The organism is Pararhizobium qamdonense, assembly GCF_029277445.1.
In the GTDB taxonomy this organism is placed as follows: Bacteria; Pseudomonadota; Alphaproteobacteria; order Rhizobiales; family Rhizobiaceae; genus Pararhizobium; species Pararhizobium qamdonense.
In genome coordinates, this window is sequence record NZ_CP119568.1 from 149,619 (window position 1) to 167,020 (window position 17,402).

A 17,402-nucleotide genomic window follows, 5' to 3' on the forward strand; every position below is an offset into this window, starting at 1 on the left:
CCCCGAAGCTTTCGATGGAACAATCCGGCCCCGTGTCCATTTACTCGTTGATTGAAAGCGCAGCCTTTGCGCCTTTAGCCGCAGCCCTGCGGCGCACGCCAACGAGAAGGACAGCATGTCCCCCATACAGGACTTCATCGTCACCCCGGACCCTGCAGATTGGTGGACAGCCCATCGTGGCTCCTCGCCGATCGTCGGCACGGCTATCCATAATGGCCATGATATTCGCAGCGCGCTTGGCAACCATCTTGGTCTCAGCGACGGGGAGCGGTTGCGTGAGGAAGACCCGTTCACCGAATTTTTCATCCGCGACCTGCCAAACCGCATCGTCTTTCACCGCTCCCGTTTCGAAATCGATCTCAACCGGGCGCGTGATGGCGCAATCTACCTGACGCCGGAACAGGCCTGGGGTTTGAAGGTCTGGTCAAAGCCGCTGACGGACGATCAGATTGCAGCCTCGCTTGGCGTACATGATGCTTATTATACGATGCTTGACAGCTATCTGCGCGGCGTCGAACAGCAGTTCGGCTCCTTCGTTGTACTCGACATGCACAGCTACAATCACCGCCGCGACGGGGCGGACGGCCCTGAAATGTCTTTCGAAAAGGCGCCGCAGATCAATATCGGCACGTCCTCGATGGACCGCGAGCGCTGGGCGGACGTACTCGATCCCTTCATCGAACATCTGCGCCGCTTCCGGTTTCGTGGCGAGCCGATGGATGTGCGTGAAAACATCGCCTTTCAGGGCAAGGGCGAGCAGACCCGTTTCGTGCACGAACGGTTTCCCGAAACCGGATGCGCCATCGCCATCGAGTTCAAGAAATTCTTCATGGACGAATGGACCGGGGAACCGGACCTTGAAGCGCTGACCGCGATGCGCGAAATGATCCGTCAGTCGCTGCCTGTCCTTTTGGAAAGCCTGCGAGCGCGGCCATGACCAGCCCGCACCGCAAACAGCCGCAGGCGGCAAGCCATCACCCGCAATGGCTGGAAGACATCCTCGACTGCCTCCGCACGGACAAGTCTGTCCGCAAGGATTTTGACAATGGCGGCCGCCTTCATATCGACCGGCCTCTGCCTTTTCTCTCCGTTCATATTGCCAAGGGCAGGGAGGATCTGGCAGCGCGCGATATCGCTGCGGCCAATGCGTCCTATCTGATCGTCGAGGATATCAGCGAGGCGCTGCCGATCATCCTGGCTGTCGGCGGTGTGCTGCGCGACCGTTTCGGGGCGTTTCTGCTTTTGGATATCGACGAGTTCGATCATGACACGCTGATCACCGACGACGCCCCCTATCTGCCGCCCTTTGAGATCGGCATCGCTTCTACCTGCGACCCGGCAGCGCAGAAGGCGGGTTCGGCTTTGGCTGAGGGTGCCGATGTCGGCGAGGTCAAGTTCCGCACCCCTCATGTCAACCGGTTCGACCTGGAGGCCGACGCTCAAGCGGCGGCGCTGGCGGTACAGACCGGCTTCCCGCTGGTTGCCGTCCGCTTTGCACCGATCTACCAGGCGCCGGAATCCGGCAATATCTATCCCGATCTGCGCGAACGGCTCGTTGCCAATATCTTTGATGCCGGACTAAAGGCTTTCGCAGCCTTTGTCGGCACCACCCAGAGCCTGAAGCTGACTACACACCGGGCGCTTGGCCGCAAGGCTTTCGTCGATGCCGTCAGCCGCGCCGACCGCAGCATGGATGAAGTGGCCTCGAGCTTCGATTTCTTGCTGGCGGTCACGCCGATCAACACAGACGCCGCCTGGAAGGCATTCAAGGCGGCAAAGTTCAAGCAGGAACCGCAGTTCCTTTACCGGCCGCTGTCGGTGCAGGTCGAGGCAGAAAAACGCAAGCTCTTCTCCGTTGCATTCGATCGCTTCGAGGATCCGGTTCTCTACCATCTCTACCGTGAGAAACAGCAGGAACTGGACCTCCAGCTGTCCTTGATTTCCGCCCGCGAAACCAGCCGCTTCGTCGAATATGGCCGCGCGCTTTATGGTCCGGTCGAGCTTTCGCTCCACCGCGCGGCCACCGATATCCTCGCAAAGACTGCTTCGTTTGCCGACGATGGCGATGACGTCGAGGACGATCCGCAGACTGCCGATTGCGAAGAGGTCGCTGGGGCCGCGCGCGCCATGATCGGCGATTATCACCGGCAATATCCGGGTTTTGCAGCGGAAATCGAGTTACGCGACGACCTGCCGTCCGGCCTGATGGTGTCGGGCGAACGCCTGCTCATCTCCCGCCAGACCCTGATGCCGAAGGCACGGGTGCATGCACTGCTGAGCCACGAGATCGGCGTGCATCTCCTCACCTATTTTAATGGTTCGGCACAGGGGCTGCGGCTCTTCCGCTCCGGTCTGGCCGGTTATGAGGGCATGCAGGAAGGTCTTGCAGTCTTTTCCGAATATATGGCCGGCGGCATGACGGTCGGGCGATTGCGCCTGATTGCCGCCAGGGTCGTTGCCTGTGCGGCGATGCTGGAGGGGCGGCCGTTTACCGGCACTTACGCCATGCTCGTCGATGAACACCGGTTTGGACCGGTTGCTGCCTTTCATCTCGCCATGCGAATCTATCGTGGCGGCGGCCTGGCCAAGGATGCGATCTATCTGCGTGGCCTGTTGGAACTGCTCGGCCACCTGAAAACGGGCGGCGCCCTCGATCCGTTCTGGATGGGCAAGATTTCCGCGTCGCATTTCCGGGTGATGCAGGAATTGAGCCTGCGCGGCCTGCTCAAGGCGCCCGTCATCCGCCCTGCCTTTCTCACCCATCCGCAAGCACAAGCCCGCCTGGACAAGGCGCGGGCAGGACTGAACCCCCTGGATATGATCATCAGTTAGGAGCCACCATGCGCGTCGCATTTTTCGTCAATTCGATCGAGAGCGAGGAACCTCATTTTACCACGACCGGGCTGGCGATGGCGGCGCTCGCCCGTGGCCATGACGTCTGTTACATCGCGCCGGGCGATTTCGTCCTGCGCGCCGATGACAGCCTGATGGTGCGGGCAACAACCGTTGCCGCAGGAAAATACAAGAATGCGCAGGCATTCCACGAGGGATTCCAAGGCAAGAATGCCAAGGTCCAGACGATCGACGTTCGCGAGGTCGATATCATCTTCCTGCGCAACGACCCGTCGCTGGATTCCGACGACCGGCCATGGGCCGCGCATATTGGCGCTATGTTCGGACGTCTTGCCAGCGAACGCGGCTCGATCGTCGTCAACGACCCGGCTGGCCTGGCACTTGCGCAGAACAAACTTTATTTCCAGGGCTTTCCCGAGGCCGTGCGTCCGGAGACTTTGATCTCCAAGAGCATCGAAGAAATCCGCGCTTTCATTGCCGACCATCGCAAGGGCGTGATCCTCAAGCCGCTGCAGGGCTCGGGTGGCAAGAACGTCTTCAAGATTGCCACTCCCGACGATGCCAATCTGAACCAGATTTTCGAGGCGGTGAGTGGCGAAGGGTACCTGATCGCGCAGGGCTATCTGCCCGAAGCCAAGGCCGGCGATATCCGTTTCTTCATGATGAACGGCAAGCCGCTGCAGCGCGACGGCGCCTATGCCGCCTTCCGCCGTGTTCCGGCCAAGGGCGAAGTGCGCTCCAACATGCATGCGGCCGGTACGGCGGAAGCGGTCAAGATCACCGATGACATACTGGCCGTTGCCGAGATGGTGCGCCCCAAGCTGATCGAAGATGGCATGTTCCTGGTCGGCCTCGATATTGTCGGCGACAAGATCCTCGAGATCAACGTCTTCACGCCGGGCGGAATTCCAGACATCGCCGCCATGCACAAGGTGGACTTTTCCGAGGATATTATCGAGGCCCTGGAGAAAAAGGCCGCCATCCGCAAAGCCTATGGCGGCGCCATGTCGAACCGGGCGCTCGCAACGCTATAGCAGTCGGTTCCGTTCGCAGATGCTCCAGGCTGTTTTTGCTGATCATCTGTGCTATCGCGGGCGCCTCAACGATTGGAAGCGCCCGTGATACCCTGGACCCTCATTGACACAGCGATCATGCCCGATGGCGGCGGCGAGCTGCGGCTGAAACAGCGCGGAACAGAATTTTCGATCATGCTCGGCACGATCGAACTCATGAACAGCCGGTTGAGCGGCTCTGAGGAGGCGTTGGCCCGTCTTTCCCATGAGCGTATCCGCACCCATTCAAAACCGCATATGCTGATCGGCGGGCTGGGCATGGGCTTTACGTTGCGCGCTGCCCTGGCCGAACTGCCGCTGGATGCCCGGATCACGGTCGGGGAACTCGTGCCTGCCGTCGTTACCTGGGCGCGCGGGCCGATGGCGGCGGTGTTTGCCGGCTGTCTGGATGATGCAAGGGTAACGATCCGCGAAGGCGATGTCGGCCGCCTCATTCAGTCGGCAACCGGAGACTATGACGCGATCCTTCTCGACGTTGATAACGGGCCGGAGGGACTGACCCGCAGGGCAAACGACGATCTCTACAGCGTCGCCGGGCTACGAGAGGCGCGCAAGGCGCTCAGGCCGAACGGTGTTTTGTCCGTCTGGTCGTCAGCGCCCGATGCCGCCTTCACGCGCAGGCTGAAGCAGGCCGGCTTCGTGGTCGAGGAATTATCAGTGCGCGCCAGCACCAAGGGCCGTGGGGCGCGCCATGTCATCTGGATGGCCACGAAAAAGGCAGCCTGACACTCTTTCCGTCAGAGGCCTTCGCGTTCCAGCAGGATGCGCACTTCATCGAACCGGCGCTTGTTTTCCTCGTTCTTTTCATCGGCAGAATAGCAGGTGCTCGACAGGCAGAACTTTTTTAGCCTGAACGGTGCCGTGGCGCTCTCGAACTGGCATTCGATCGTATCGACCATGTCCTTTTTCTCAACGCCGTCGCGGGTCGAATAGGTCATGCGCGCGCCTGGCGGCTTGAGTTCGGGAAAAGACTGAACGACGCCGGTGTGCAGGGTTTCGGTCATCAGAAGATTCTTGGCGACTTTCACGCACATATCCTCAACCTTCACCGTCTGTGCAGCAGCCGGGGAGGCCAGCAGCACCAAGGCAAGCACGAATTTTTTCATGATACACTCCTGAAACGCCGGCCCCCATGCCGGTGCGCCGGTCATAACGATTATGGGCGCTTTTGGTTCCATAGCCTTGCGAGAAAACGCGTTTCGCTGGTTGTGGTTTGAGGCATGCGCACGTCACGCGTCATCATCGCAGAACAGTTTTTCAAACCGCGTCTGGCTCCTGGTCTTACGGCGTGTCATTCTGCTTTGACGCGAGGTTTGATCGTGGCGGATATTGAACGCGATATGTTGGTCTTAAACGGTGTTCTCTGGGAACCAAGCGCTCGCGCAGAAGTTTCTATGTGGCCATTTCGACAAGGATAAAAAGAGATGACGGAGATCAGTGAAGACGACATCAGATTGCGAGCCTATGCCCTTTGGGAATCCGATGGCCGCCCTGCTGGAAGTCATGATGTGCATTGGCTGCAGGCCCTGCGGGAACTGACGGAGGAAGCTGGCGCTTCAGGCGGCGATACGCCGAAAAAGAAAGCCAAGGCCGCCAAACCAAAAGCCGCTGTCCACGAAGAACCAGTCAAACCGGCTGCCCGCAAGCGCAGCAAAACTACATAATTCTTTGAAAGCTCTCCTCTCGCTGCTTCGGTTTTACGTCAGCATCTAAAAACATGCGGGAGTGAACGAAAATCAGAGCACGTCCATCGCTTTATTTTGCGATGCAAAAACTTTTTGCGCTTGCGATGCGCTTTTCGGGGGACATCATCATCGCTTTGCAACATCATGTCTTTGCGGCCTGCGTCGTGTCGCAGCTGCGTCGTTAATAACCGGTGATTAAAGGCCGGTGCTACAAGGAACGTGACCTGCGTGAAGATACTATCGGTGACGTCGGAAGTCTTTCCATTGATCAAGACCGGCGGGCTTGCAGATGTGACAGGCTCGCTGCCCAAGGCCCTGGAGGGCTATAATTGCTATACGCGCACGCTGGTGCCTGGCTACCCGCAACTGTTTTCAAAGCTTCCCGACGCCCGCCAGATCTATTTCTTCCCGGACCTGTTTGGGGCTCCTGCCTCGTTGCTTGAAGCCCGCTATGAACAGCTCGATCTTTTAATCCTTGATGCGCCCGCCCTCTACAACCGGCCAGGCGGTCCTTATCTCGACGAAACCGGCCACGATCATCCCGACAACTGGAAACGGTTTGCCGTCCTGTCTTATGTGGCATCGGCCATTGCCGGCGGATTGCTGGCCAACTGGTCGCCCGATGTCGTTCACACCCATGACTGGCAGACCGCGCTGACCTCGGTTTACATGCACTATTCCAGCAATGCCCGGAAGGTTCCAAGCGTCCTGACAATCCACAACCTGGCATTCCAGGGACAGTTCCCGACCTCGGTCGTCAGCCAGATCGGCCTGCCGCCGGAAGCCATCTCGCTCGATTGCCTCGAATATTATGGGGATGTCAGCTATCTCAAGGGCGGCATCCGTACCGCCAGCGCCATCACGACGGTGAGCCCCACCTATGCGCGTGAAGTCATCGGGCCGGACCTCGGCATGGGCATGGAAGGGGCGCTGAGCTCGCGTCCGCGCACCTTGACCGGGATCGTCAACGGCATCGACATGGATATCTGGAACCCGGCCACGGATGCCTACCTGCCTGTCAATTACGATCACAAGAGGATCAGGCAGCGGGGACAGAACCGCGCAAAACTCCTAGAGACCTTTCGCCTCGACGATGGTCCCGGACCCGTCTTTGCCGCCGTAACCCGGCTGACATGGCAAAAAGGCGGTGACATGCTGGCAGAGGTGGCAGAAGAGATCGCAGCGCTGGGCGGCCGTCTGATCGTGCTGGGCAAGGGTGAGGAACATATCGAGACGGCGCTTCTGGCGACTGCCGGCCGGCATCCTGATCGCATCGGCGTGCGTGTCGGCTATGACGAGGCGACGGCCCATCTTATCCACGGTGGCAGCGATGTCATCATCCAGCCATCACGCTTTGAGCCTTGCGGGCTTACCCAGCTCTATGCTCTGCGGTACGGTGCGGTTCCGGTCGTGTCGCGCACCGGCGGCCTTTCGGAAACCATCATCGATGCCAATGACGCGGCGATTTCGGCGCGGGTAGCAACCGGCTTCCAGTTCCACCCGGCAACGGCAGAAAACCTCCGGCTCTCCATCCACCGCGCCTTTGCAGCCTATCGTGAACCGAAGAAATGGGCCCGGCTGCAGAACCAGGGAATGAAGGCCAATTTCTCCTGGGAGCGCAGTGCCGAGCAATATGCGGCACTTTACGCGCAGCTCATTCCGGCCCGCAAGACGCGGTCCGTTCCGCGCGTGAAGGCTGCAGAATAACGGCGCCGCGATGGGCGCCGTCATCTTCGATTGATCCGTATCAGGCCGGATGCAGCAGGGTGAGGCTGCGGGCGGGAAGCTCGAAGTCAGCCGGCACGTCCGTGCCGGTTTCCGCCGCGTCTCCAGTCGTGAGCGCACAGGCCCAGGAGCCGGACAACGAATCCGGCAGCTTGAACGGCACGGGTCCGTCATGCGGGTTGAACAGGATCAGTGCCTCTGACCAGACGCCATCGACACCTTTAAGGTCGTCGCGGGAGAGACGCACGCCAAGCGTCGTGCCACCCTCGTCCTGCCACTGCTCTTCCGTCTGCTCGCCGCCGCCGGGATTGAACCATGTCACGGTCATACCGTCGCGCCAGCTTTCGCGGCGCAGCAGCGGCTGGGCCGCCCGCAAGCCCGTCAGCTGACGAACGAAATCGCGCAGTTCTTCGGCGCTGCCGGGCAGGTTTTCCCAATGGACCCAGCTGATCTCGCTGTCCTGGCAATAACCGTTATTGTTACCCATCTGGCTGCGGCCGAACTCGTCGCCGGCAAGCAGCATCGGGGTGCCGTGGGACAAGAGCAGCGTGGCAAGCAGGTTGCGCTTCTGCCGGTCGCGAACGGCGTTGATGGCGGCATCGTCGGTGGGGCCTTCCACGCCGTAATTGGCGCTACGGTTGTCGCTATGGCCGTCCTTGTTGTCTTCGCCGTTCGCCTCGTTGTGCTTCTCGTTATAGGAGACGAGGTCGTTGAGGGTGAAACCGTCATGGGCCGAGATGAAGTTGACGCTTGCCCACGGACGCCGTCCGCGCTGGTCGTAAATATCACCGGAGCCGAGCAGGCGGGCGGCGAAATCCGGCGCCGTGCCGTCGCCGTCCTTCCAGTAATCGCGCACGGTGTCGCGGTACTTGTCGTTCCATTCCGCCCAGCCCGGCGGAAAGCCGCCGACCTGATACCCGCCGGGGCCAATATCCCAGGGCTCGCCGACCAGCTTGGTCCTGGAAAGAACCGGATCCTGCGACACCGCATCGAAGAAGCCGCCACGCTGGTCGAACCCTTCGGGTTCCCGGCCAAGGATGGTGCCGAGATCGAAGCGGAAGCCGTCGATATGCATCTCCTCGACCCAGTAGCGCAGCGAATCCGTGACCATCTGCAGGACGCGCGGATGCGAGGTGTTGACCGTGTTGCCGGTGCCGGTGTCGTTGATATAGTAGCGGTGATTGTCGGGCAGGGTGCGGTAATAGGAAAAATTGTCGATGCCCTTGAAGGACAAAGTCGGGCCGAGTTCGTTGCCTTCGGCGGTGTGGTTGTAGACCACGTCCAAAATGACCTCGATGCCGCCATCGTGCAGAGCCCGCACCATGTCGCGGAAACCGTCCATGGCGCGTGGACCGTAGTAGCGCGTTGCCGGTGCGAAGAAACCCAGGCTGTTATAGCCCCAGAAATTGCGCAGACCCTTTTCCGCCAGATGGCTATCATCGGGGAAGAAATGGATCGGCAAGAGCTCGACCGAGGTGATGCCGATGCTTTTCAGATAATCGACGATAGCCTTGTGCCCGAGCCCTTCGAATGTTCCGCGCAGGTTTTCCGGAATAGCCGGGTGCAGCTGCGTGAAGCCCTTCACATGGGTTTCGTAGAAGATGGTCTTCGACCAGGGAATGTTGGGACCGCGATCGGCTTTCCAGTCATAGGCCCTCGGATCGATGATCCGGCATTTGGGCATGCCGGCAGCACTATCGCTGTCGTTGAAGGACAGGTCCTTGTCCTCCGCTTCGAGATCATAGGCGAAATGCGCGCTCGACCAGGCGACATCGCCAACCAGTTCGCGGGCATAGGGGTCGATCAGAAGCTTGTTAGCATTGAAGCGATGGCCGTTGGCCGGATCGTAGGCGCCGTGAACGCGGTAGCCGTAGAGCGCGCCGGGCTTCAGGCCGGGAATATAGCCGTGCCAGACTTCGTTCGTATATTCCGGCAGCTCGATGCGCGCCGTCTCGACCGCGCCGCTGTCGTCGAACAGGCAGAGTTCGACTCGCTCGGCATTGGCGGAAAACAGGGCGAAGTTGACGCCGTCCTTGTCCGGAACAGCGCCAAGCTGCTGCCACTCGCCGGGCTCTATTTTATGCTGGTTCACCTTGGCATCCACGTGCGAAAATCCCCTCTGTACAAAATCTGCCCCACCCAATTGTGCAGCGCATCATTTTGTTCCGTCCGGAAGAGCCCGGAATGCAAATATTTCGCTGTTCGGCTTGGGATCGGCTCTTGTTTGCTGATATCGCGGCGATCTCTTTCATCCCGGCCGGAAAAACGGCGAATATTATCTTTGCCGGATTGATGTCATGATGAAACGCGCTATTTAGCGCCTGCTGCGATCTTTTTGGCAGCCGGGGCCCTCTTTTCATTTCAGGTTTTCATGCAAGCGCCTGCATCCGACACGCGATACCCGTTCCTGGCCGAGGGTGGCGAGCTTGCGGCGCTGATCCGCGATTTCGACTGGTCAAAAACCTCGATCGGCCCGCTTTCAACCTGGCCCTATCATCTGAAATCCGTCGTTGCGATCATCCTGCGCGCCAAGGTGCCGATGATCCTTTTGTGGGGCGGCGACGGCGTGATGATCTACAATGAAGGTTATGCCGCCTTTGCCGGTCAGCGCCATCCCGTTTCGCTCGGCTCGAATGTCAGGGAACATTGGCCGGAGGTGGCGGAGTTCAATGCCAATGTGCTCAAAGTGGTGCTGGGCGGCGGGACGCTTGGTTACCGCGACCAGCATCTGGTCATCGAGCGCAACGGTTCGCCGGAGGATGTCTGGCTGAACCTCGATTACAGTGCGGTTCCGGATGAGAACGGCGTGCCGGCCGGCGTGCTGGCAATCATCAAGGACACCACTCACCGGGTGCGGACCGAGCAGCGCCTGCGCATTGCACAAGAGGCAGGCGGCATCGGCACGTTTGAATGGTACCCGCAAACCGGCATGCTGGAGGTATCGGACGAATATCGCCGCATCTGGGGCCTTGCGCCCGACGTGGTGGTGACCGACAAGCTCCTGGTTGGTCTTCTGCATCCGGACGACCGGGCCAATACCGGTCCGGCGAAACTCAGCCAGAGCAATCCGCTCGACTATGCCGAATACCGCCGGATCGACCCCCAAACCGGGCAGGTCCGATGGATTGCCCGGCGCGGCGAGGTCGTATCAAGCCCCGAAAGTGGCCAGAGGCGGTTCATCGGCATTGCGTTCGACATTACCGACCGTAAATGCGCCGAGGCTGCGGTCCGCGAGGGCGAAGCGCGCTGGCGCGGCCTGTTCGAACAGATGCAGGAAGGCTTTTTTGTCGGCGAGGTCATCCGCGACCCTCAGGGCCTGATCCACGATTTCCGGTTTGTCGAAGTCAATCCGGCATTCGAAAAGCATTCCGGCGTCCCGGCCGATAGCGCGCTCGGACGCAGCGTCCGCGACGTTATTCCGATGATTTCCGACGACGTTTTCGAAGCCTATGCCGAGGTCGTCAATACCGGCATAGCGCAGGTTTTCGAGGTTCAGGTGGCTGCGCTGGATGGGCGCTGGTTCGAGGTTCGCGCCCGCAAGGCCGCGCCCGACCGGTTTGCAGCGCTTTTCGTCGATATTTCCAGCCGCAAGCTTGCCGAAAAAGCGGTCGCCGAAAGCGAGGCCCGGTTCCGCAACCTGGCGCAGTCGATGCCCAATCACGTCTGGACGGCGTCGCCGGATGGCATGCTGGACTGGTTCAACGACCGGGTCTACCGCTATAGCGGCGCGCCTGCGGGCACTCTGGATGGCGAAAACTGGGGTGTCATCGTTCATCCCGACGATATCGGCGATGCCGCCGAAGCCTGGGCCGCGGCCCGTCATACCGGTGACCAATATGAGACCAAGTTCCGGCTTCGCCGGCATGACGGCGCCTATCGCTGGCATATCGCCCGTGCCGTTTCGCTGCGTGACCGCGCCGGCCGGATAGAGAAATGGATCGGTACCAACACCGATATCCAGGAACAGAAGATCGCCGAAGCGGCGCTGGCGGAACTGGCGTCAACGCTCGAACAGCGGATCGAAGCACGCACGTCCGAACTGCTCCAGACCCAGGATGCCCTGCGCCAGAGCCAGAAGATGGAATCGATCGGCAACCTCACTGGCGGCGTCGCCCATGATTTCAACAATCTGCTGCAGGTGATCAGCGGCAATCTTCAGCTGCTTTTGAATGAAGTGCCCGGCAATGAGCGCGCCGAGCAGCGCGTCCAGAATGCCATGGCCGGTGTTGCGCGCGGCTCCAAGCTCGCCTCGCAACTGCTGGCATTCGGCCGACGCCAGCCGCTCGCGCCGAAAGTCGTCAATATCGGCCGCCTGTTGCGCAATCTCGACGATATTTTGCGCCGGTCTCTCGGCGAGGCCATCGAAATCGAGACAATCGTCGCGGGTGGTTTGTGGAACACCCATATCGATCCCGGCAATGTCGAGAATGCTATCCTCAATCTCGCCATCAATGCTCGCGACGCGATGAGCGGTAGCGGCAAGCTGACGATCGAGGCGGGTAACGCCTATCTCGATGCCAAATATACCGAGGCTTATGCGGACGTTCCGCCCGGCCAATATGTTCTGCTGGCGGTGACCGACACTGGCTCGGGCATGGCGCCGGACATCCTGGAAAAGGTATTCGAACCCTTCTTCACCACCAAGCCGGAGGGCCGGGGCACCGGGCTCGGCCTGTCGATGGTCTATGGTTTCGTCAAGCAATCGGGCGGCCATATCAAGATCTACAGCGAACTGGGGCATGGCTCGACGATCAAGCTCTATCTGCCCCGGTCGATGCAGTCGGAAGACGTTCTGATCGAGCGGGATGCGGGACCGATCACCGGCGGCAGCGAAACCATCCTCGTGGCCGAGGACGACGAAGCCGTTCGCGAAACCGTCGTCGCCATTCTCACCGACCTTGGCTACCGTGTCTTGAAGGCCAAGGATGCGCAGAGCGCGCTGACGGTGATCGAAAGCGGTGCCTCCATCGACCTGTTGTTCACAGATGTGGTAATGCCGGGCACGTTGAAAAGCCCGGAACTGGCACGCAAGGCGCGGGAACGGCTGCCGCAACTGAGCGTCCTGTTCACATCCGGCTATACCGAAAACTCGATTGTCCATTCCGGCCGCCTGGATGAAGGGGTCGAACTCTTGAGCAAGCCCTATACGCGGGAAGCGTTGGCCCGCCGGATCCGCCATGTTCTGGCAAAGGAACCGGCTGTGGCATCACCGGCGCAAACACCGGCACATGACGCTGCCAACGATCAGAAACCGGACGGGAAAAAGACTGTCCTCGTCTGCGAGGACGATTGGCTTATCCGCGCCAGCACGGTCGATATGCTGGAAGACCAGGGACATATCGTTCTGGAGGCTGCCGACGCGAAGACAGCGCTTGCCGTGCTGTCGGAACAACCGATCGATGTTCTGGTCACGGATGTCGGGCTTCCCGATATGTCGGGCGTGATGCTGGCGGAGCGTGCCAAGGTTCTGGTTCCCGGCCTGCCGGTCATATTCGCCACCGGCAACAGCCATGTTGAGGGCGTGACGCTCGGGCCGAATGTGCAACTGGTGGTCAAGCCTTTTTCCGGCGAGGCATTGGCGCAGGCTATCGCTCTTGTGACACGAGGGTAAAGTCTCAAGACGCTTTTTCAGCAACATCCGTTCCCATAATGGAACAAAACACCGTGCGTTTTTCTTCGACGCGGGGTTGCAGGTGACAAAGCTCCCGGTGAGTGCTCTAACTTTCTAAAATGCAAGAAAGTGCCATTGCGGCGGTGTGAGCTGAGGGGTCGGCCTATGAGAGCATCTGGTAATATCAGGCTGTTGGTCTTGCGGTTGTGGTGCTTGGCGGCTTTGGTGCTGGGTGCCGGTCCAGCGATGATCCAGCCGGCCCTCGCACAGGCGGCAAATTCACAGACGGCAAATCCACAGACGGGAAGTGTACAGGCGGCAAGTCCACCGGCGAGCTCCGACAAGGTCGATCAACTGATCAAGCTGCTCGACGACCCCGAAATACGCGCCTTGCTCAACAGGCAGACGGCGGCACCCGTTGCCGACGCTGATACCAATATGTCCGCGACGGAGTTCAACGCCTTTGGCGACCGGGTGCGGGATCATCTGCGTCATATCGGCCAGGCCATTCCGCTGCTCCCTTCCGAGTTCATGCGCGCGGGCGCAACCATTGCTGACGATATCAACGGCCATGGTCCCTTCGGTGTGTTCGTGCTGTTTCTGACACTGGTGGCGATCGGCCTTGGGGCGGAATGGCTGTTTCATCGCATTGGACGCCGCAGCCGCATGCATGCAAATCTGGCCCATGCGGACGGTGCGCCGGAAAACCCGCTCTATGCCGCCGGCCGGCACCTGTTTGCGCTTTTGGCCCCGCTCGTCGCGTTCAGCTTGGCAAGCCTTGGCCTGTTGATGGCGATGACATGGCCGCCGCTGCTCGATGCGCTGATGCTGCCTCTGCTTCTGGGCGTCATTGCCTGCCGTTTCGTTATCCGGATTGCCCGGCTGCTGCTGCTTGGGCCGGCGAGCGGCGCTTCCGAAGCGGCTGGCCTTGCCGCTGCCGATCACGCCTCCGGGGCCTTCTGGTACAGGCGGATCTTCTGGTTGTCGTGCATCCTGTTTACCGGCTGGTCCCTGGCGGGCGTCATGGAAGCCTTGACCATTGCGCCGGCAGTGCGGGGCGTCGTCGTCTATGCCCTTGGTCTCGGACTGCTGCTGGTCGGTATTGAAACCATCTGGAACCGCCCGGCAGCGATCGCCCGCCCGCATGGCCGGGGCGCTGTCGAATGGGCGCTGACATTCTATCTCTGCCTGCTCTGGGTGCTCTGGGTTGCAGGTCTCGTCATCATTCTTTGGGTGGGCATCTATGCGCTGATATTGCCGGGCATTCTGAAAGCCACCACGGCAGTGTCGAGAAACGCGTTCGCGGCCCGGCCCGGAATGCCCGGCGGCAATCCCGTTATCGAGGTTCTTGTGGAACGCGGCGCGCGGGCGGCCATCATCACGCTTGCCGTGCTCTGGCTTGCCTTCATTGTCAGTAAGCGCTCGTCGATGTTTACCGGCGAGGGCATGGCGGATCATATCATCCAGGGCGTTTTGGCCGGTGCGGTCATTCTGCTGGTCGCCGACATTCTCTGGCAGATCGTCAAGGCGGTGATCAACCGCACGCTGGAACAGGCCAGGAGTTCCGCGACCGGCGACACGGCGCATGGCGCGCGCAATGGGCGGCTTTTGACATTGTTGCCGCTGCTGCGGACCGTGCTAGCCGTACTGATCGCCGTCATCGCCGTGTTGATGGTTCTCTCCGGCCTTGGCGTTCAGGTGGCCCCGCTGATTGCTGGTGCGGGCATTTTCGGCGTGGCCATCGGGTTTGGTTCGCAGACCCTGGTCAAGGATGTGATCAGCGGCGTTTTCTACATGATGGATGATGCGTTCCGGGTCGGGGAATATATCCAGAGCGGCAGCTACAAGGGCACCGTGGAATCGTTCAGCATCCGCTCTGTGCGGCTGCGCCACCATCGCGGCCCGGTCTTCACCGTTCCGTTCGGTACGCTCGGTGCCGTCCAGAACATGAGCCGCGACTGGGTGATCGACAAATTCACCATCTCGGTCGGCTACGACACCGACATCAACAAGGTCCGCAAGATGGTCAAGGGTGTTGGCGCAGCGCTGCTCGAGGACGAGGAATATGGCTCGATGATCCTGGAAACCCTGAAGATGAAGGGCGTCGAACAGTTCGGCGACTATGGCATCAACCTCAGCTTCGCGATGATGACCAAACCGGGATACCAGACGACGATCCGCCGCAAGGCCTATATGATGATCCGGGAAGCATTCACCACCAATGGCATCGTCTTTGCCTCTCCCACAGTCCAGGTCGCCAGCAACGACCCGTCGGCAGCGGCAGCCGCGGCTGCGACGGTGAAGGCGGCGATGGATCAGAAGAAGCTGGCCGAAAGCGGGGAGGGTGCCTGATGGCAGGTGCTATTCCTCGTAGAGGTCCCGCAATGTCTTCAGCGTTTGTTTGAGGACTGGTGGTGGAACGATGCCCAAACGTTTAACGAGGGGTTTCTTGTCAAGCGCGCGGGACCAAAGGAGCGGCGCTTCACCATGTCAAAGCGTCGTCATCTTTATTGCCAAATTCGGACCATCCGGAGACATCATCCCCGTTTGCTGCCAGCCGTTTGGCATCGGCGGCCCAGCCTTGTCGCGGTGACGTGATCACGCGCTCAATGATGATGCTACCCGCGTCAACGATGAGCTGAACATGATCGCCGGCCGTGGCGCCCAATTCCATCAGCATTGGCTTGGGGATAATGATATATGTCGAATTGCCGGATTTCTTGACGGTGCTCAACATCGCATCCTCCAGGCCGCTGAGGTGGATTGATTCTTATCATTCAAGCGATGAAGTGACAGCCATGTTGCCAGCAATCTGGGGCAGGGTCTTTGGCTCAAGAGACAGGGAGGAGGCCGGAATCTCTCCGGCCTTCGCTCCTGATTAGCGCTGGCGGGCCTTGCGGGCGGCATAGCGGCGATCGCGCTCGGCCTTGCGCTCGGCTTCGTCGGCAACGACGCGGGCGATGCGATCGCGGGCGGCTTCTTCGCGGGCGGCAGCTTCGGCTTTCGATTCCAGCTCGGCGGCGGCGGTCAGCGCTGCGGCTTCTGCGAGCTGGCGCTCGTTTTCTTCCTGCTTCAGGCGGTCGCGTTCGGCGCGGCGGGCTTCGCGCGCAGCCGTATTGGCCTGCCGCTCGGCGAGCTTTGCTGCCAGTTCCGGGTCATCAGCCTTCGGTGCCGATGCAAACTTCTTCAAAAGCTGCTGCTTGGCTTCGGCTGCGGCTTTGCGCCGATCGGCAAAGCCATTATCGGATGCGTGTCTCAATCTTCGTCGTCCTTGTTTGTCGATTCAGGTTTGTAAATTTAGCTCTGGCCGGTCATGGCCGGGAGAACATTCGTCGCCGTGCCGGCCGGCATCTGTGTCGTTTCGCATTTTGCGCCTTCCCAAGATAGGGTGGAAGCGCCAAAAAAATAGAGAGGCCGCCGTCTTTTGCGTCCTATTTCAGTAGAACTGAATGATAACAGCTATATGGCGGCCGTAAAAGCCGCGACAAACAATCAGCGTTTTGTTTGTTTTTCAGCGGCCGCCGCCTTGGCGGTTGCAGCAGCTTCCTTTTCCAGCCGCAATTCGCGCAGCCGCAGGGTCTTTGCATCCCGCTCGGCTGCCACGGCATCGATCTCGGAAATCGTCCGGCTGCGGGCCATGAACTGGGTCTGTGTCCGGCTGAACGCCGTTTCCGCCTGATCGCGGGCTTTGGTCGAATTCTCGGTCAAAATCATATCCTGGTGCTGTCGCACCGGCGTTTCGTCCAGATCGTTCTGTCGAAGACGGCGCGTGGTTTGGCGGTTTCGCCAAGAAAAAAGGCCAGGCGACTAGCCTGACCTTCCATTGGATTTCGCCTCGTCGACGATGCCAGTACATCCGTGGTCATCGGAGAGGCTACGTCCGATTTAAGCAGCCTGAAGCTGGCAAGCGGACATTTTGCCCGACTTGTTGTCGCGTTCCATCTCGTAGCCAAGCTTCTGGCCTTCGACGATTTCGCGCATGCCGGCCCGTTCGACAGCGGAGATATGGACGAATACGTCCGGACCGCCGTTGTCAGGCTGAATGAAGCCGAAGCCCTTGGTGGAATTGAACCATTTAACTGTGCCAGTGGTCATAACGAACCCTTTCAATAGCAACAAATATCCGTCACCGTACGACGCACGGTGATCAGCAGTCTCGATTTTTGAAGGGGGAAGTTCGTCAGAGACGCGGCAAGCGCGGGCAGAAACAAATATCAGTCAAACAACTATCGATGACAGGTATATAGGCTGTCCTTTACGTCCTGTCAACTTTTAGTTTTTTTGGCTGCGCCGGATAATATTTCCGGTTGTATTCCTTTCTTCTTCCCGCGTCTTTATTCGTCGCCGGAGAGGCAAAAATTTCACGACTGCAATCCGGCTCATCCTTGAACAGTGATTTTCAATTGTTCAGCAAATGACGACAATGCGTCCAGCTTTGTGTGCCTATCGAACCCC

14 protein-coding genes are annotated in these 17,402 nt (G+C 59.9%); 8 read left to right on the forward strand and 6 right to left on the reverse strand.

The annotated features are described in order from the left end of the window. Positions 1-115: 115 nt before the first annotated feature. The 4 genes from PYR65_RS26080 to PYR65_RS26095 all read left to right on the forward strand — a co-directional run bounded on the left by PYR65_RS26080 (position 116) and on the right by PYR65_RS26095 (position 4,652). Positions 116-937, forward strand: coding sequence for an N-formylglutamate amidohydrolase (locus PYR65_RS26080; RefSeq protein ID WP_276122219.1), 822 nt, complete (start codon positions 116-118; stop codon positions 935-937). Beyond that, entirely contained in the window at positions 934-2,832 is a 1,899-nt protein-coding gene (locus PYR65_RS26085; RefSeq protein ID WP_276122220.1) for a flavohemoglobin expression-modulating QEGLA motif protein, read from the forward strand. Before PYR65_RS26080 ends, PYR65_RS26085 begins: the two co-directional genes overlap by 4 nt. Positions 2,833-2,840: 8 nt before the next feature. Further along, a complete protein-coding gene (locus PYR65_RS26090; protein ID WP_276122221.1) occupies positions 2,841-3,887 on the forward strand; it encodes a glutathione synthase in 1,047 nt (348 codons plus the stop codon). Between the two features lie 117 nt (positions 3,888-4,004). Further along, complete coding sequence (locus PYR65_RS26095; RefSeq protein WP_407951376.1) at positions 4,005-4,652, forward strand: spermidine synthase; 648 nt, start codon at positions 4,005-4,007, stop codon at positions 4,650-4,652. Positions 4,653-4,663: 11 nt separating this feature from the next. Here the strand turns inward: PYR65_RS26095 and PYR65_RS26100 are convergent, their stop codons facing one another. Next, positions 4,664-5,032 carry a hypothetical protein gene (locus PYR65_RS26100; RefSeq protein ID WP_060637234.1) on the reverse strand — a complete coding sequence of 123 codons (369 nt, stop codon included), beginning with the start codon at positions 5,030-5,032 and terminating at the stop codon, positions 4,664-4,666. A gap of 318 nt (positions 5,033-5,350) precedes the next feature. Between PYR65_RS26100 and PYR65_RS26105 the strand changes: the two genes are divergently transcribed. Both PYR65_RS26105 and glgA read left to right on the forward strand, forming a co-directional pair. Further along, positions 5,351-5,590: a DUF2934 domain-containing protein gene (locus PYR65_RS26105; protein WP_276122223.1), complete on the forward strand. Its 240-nt coding sequence runs from the start codon at positions 5,351-5,353 to the stop codon at positions 5,588-5,590. A 249-nt stretch (positions 5,591-5,839) separates the two neighbouring features. Further along, positions 5,840-7,318, forward strand: coding sequence for a glycogen synthase GlgA (gene glgA / locus PYR65_RS26110; RefSeq protein ID WP_276122224.1), 1,479 nt, complete (start codon positions 5,840-5,842; stop codon positions 7,316-7,318). Between the two features lie 40 nt (positions 7,319-7,358). Here the strand turns inward: glgA and glgX are convergent, their stop codons facing one another. Further along, positions 7,359-9,428: a glycogen debranching protein GlgX gene (glgX, locus tag PYR65_RS26115; protein ID WP_276122225.1), complete on the reverse strand. Its 2,070-nt coding sequence runs from the start codon at positions 9,426-9,428 to the stop codon at positions 7,359-7,361. A 279-nt stretch (positions 9,429-9,707) separates the two neighbouring features. On the opposite strand from glgX, the gene PYR65_RS26120 reads away from it, so the two are divergent. After that, positions 9,708-12,947, forward strand: coding sequence for a PAS domain S-box protein (locus tag PYR65_RS26120; protein ID WP_276122226.1), 3,240 nt, complete (start codon positions 9,708-9,710; stop codon positions 12,945-12,947). Between the two features lie 165 nt (positions 12,948-13,112). Next, the gene (locus tag PYR65_RS26125) at positions 13,113-15,299 is read left to right on the forward strand and encodes a mechanosensitive ion channel family protein (protein ID WP_276122227.1); all 2,187 of its coding nucleotides are present in this window, start codon (positions 13,113-13,115) and stop codon (positions 15,297-15,299) included. 130 nt (positions 15,300-15,429) lie between these two features. On the opposite strand, the gene PYR65_RS26130 is transcribed toward PYR65_RS26125, so the two are convergent. The 4 genes from PYR65_RS26130 to PYR65_RS26145 all read right to left on the reverse strand — a co-directional run bounded on the left by PYR65_RS26130 (position 15,430) and on the right by PYR65_RS26145 (position 17,042). Next, complete coding sequence (locus PYR65_RS26130) at positions 15,430-15,684, reverse strand: AbrB/MazE/SpoVT family DNA-binding domain-containing protein (protein ID WP_276122228.1); 255 nt, start codon at positions 15,682-15,684, stop codon at positions 15,430-15,432. 141 nt (positions 15,685-15,825) lie between these two features. Next, on the reverse strand, positions 15,826-16,206 hold the full coding sequence (locus tag PYR65_RS26135) for a DUF6481 family protein (RefSeq protein ID WP_276122229.1): 381 nt from the start codon (positions 16,204-16,206) through the stop codon (positions 15,826-15,828). 233 nt (positions 16,207-16,439) lie between these two features. Beyond that, on the reverse strand, positions 16,440-16,661 hold the full coding sequence (locus tag PYR65_RS26140; protein ID WP_407951367.1) for a hypothetical protein: 222 nt from the start codon (positions 16,659-16,661) through the stop codon (positions 16,440-16,442). A gap of 171 nt (positions 16,662-16,832) precedes the next feature. Beyond that, positions 16,833-17,042, reverse strand: a complete 210-nt coding sequence (locus PYR65_RS26145) for a cold-shock protein (RefSeq protein ID WP_060637157.1) — start codon at positions 17,040-17,042, stop codon at positions 16,833-16,835. Between the last annotated feature and the right edge of the window lie 360 nt (positions 17,043-17,402).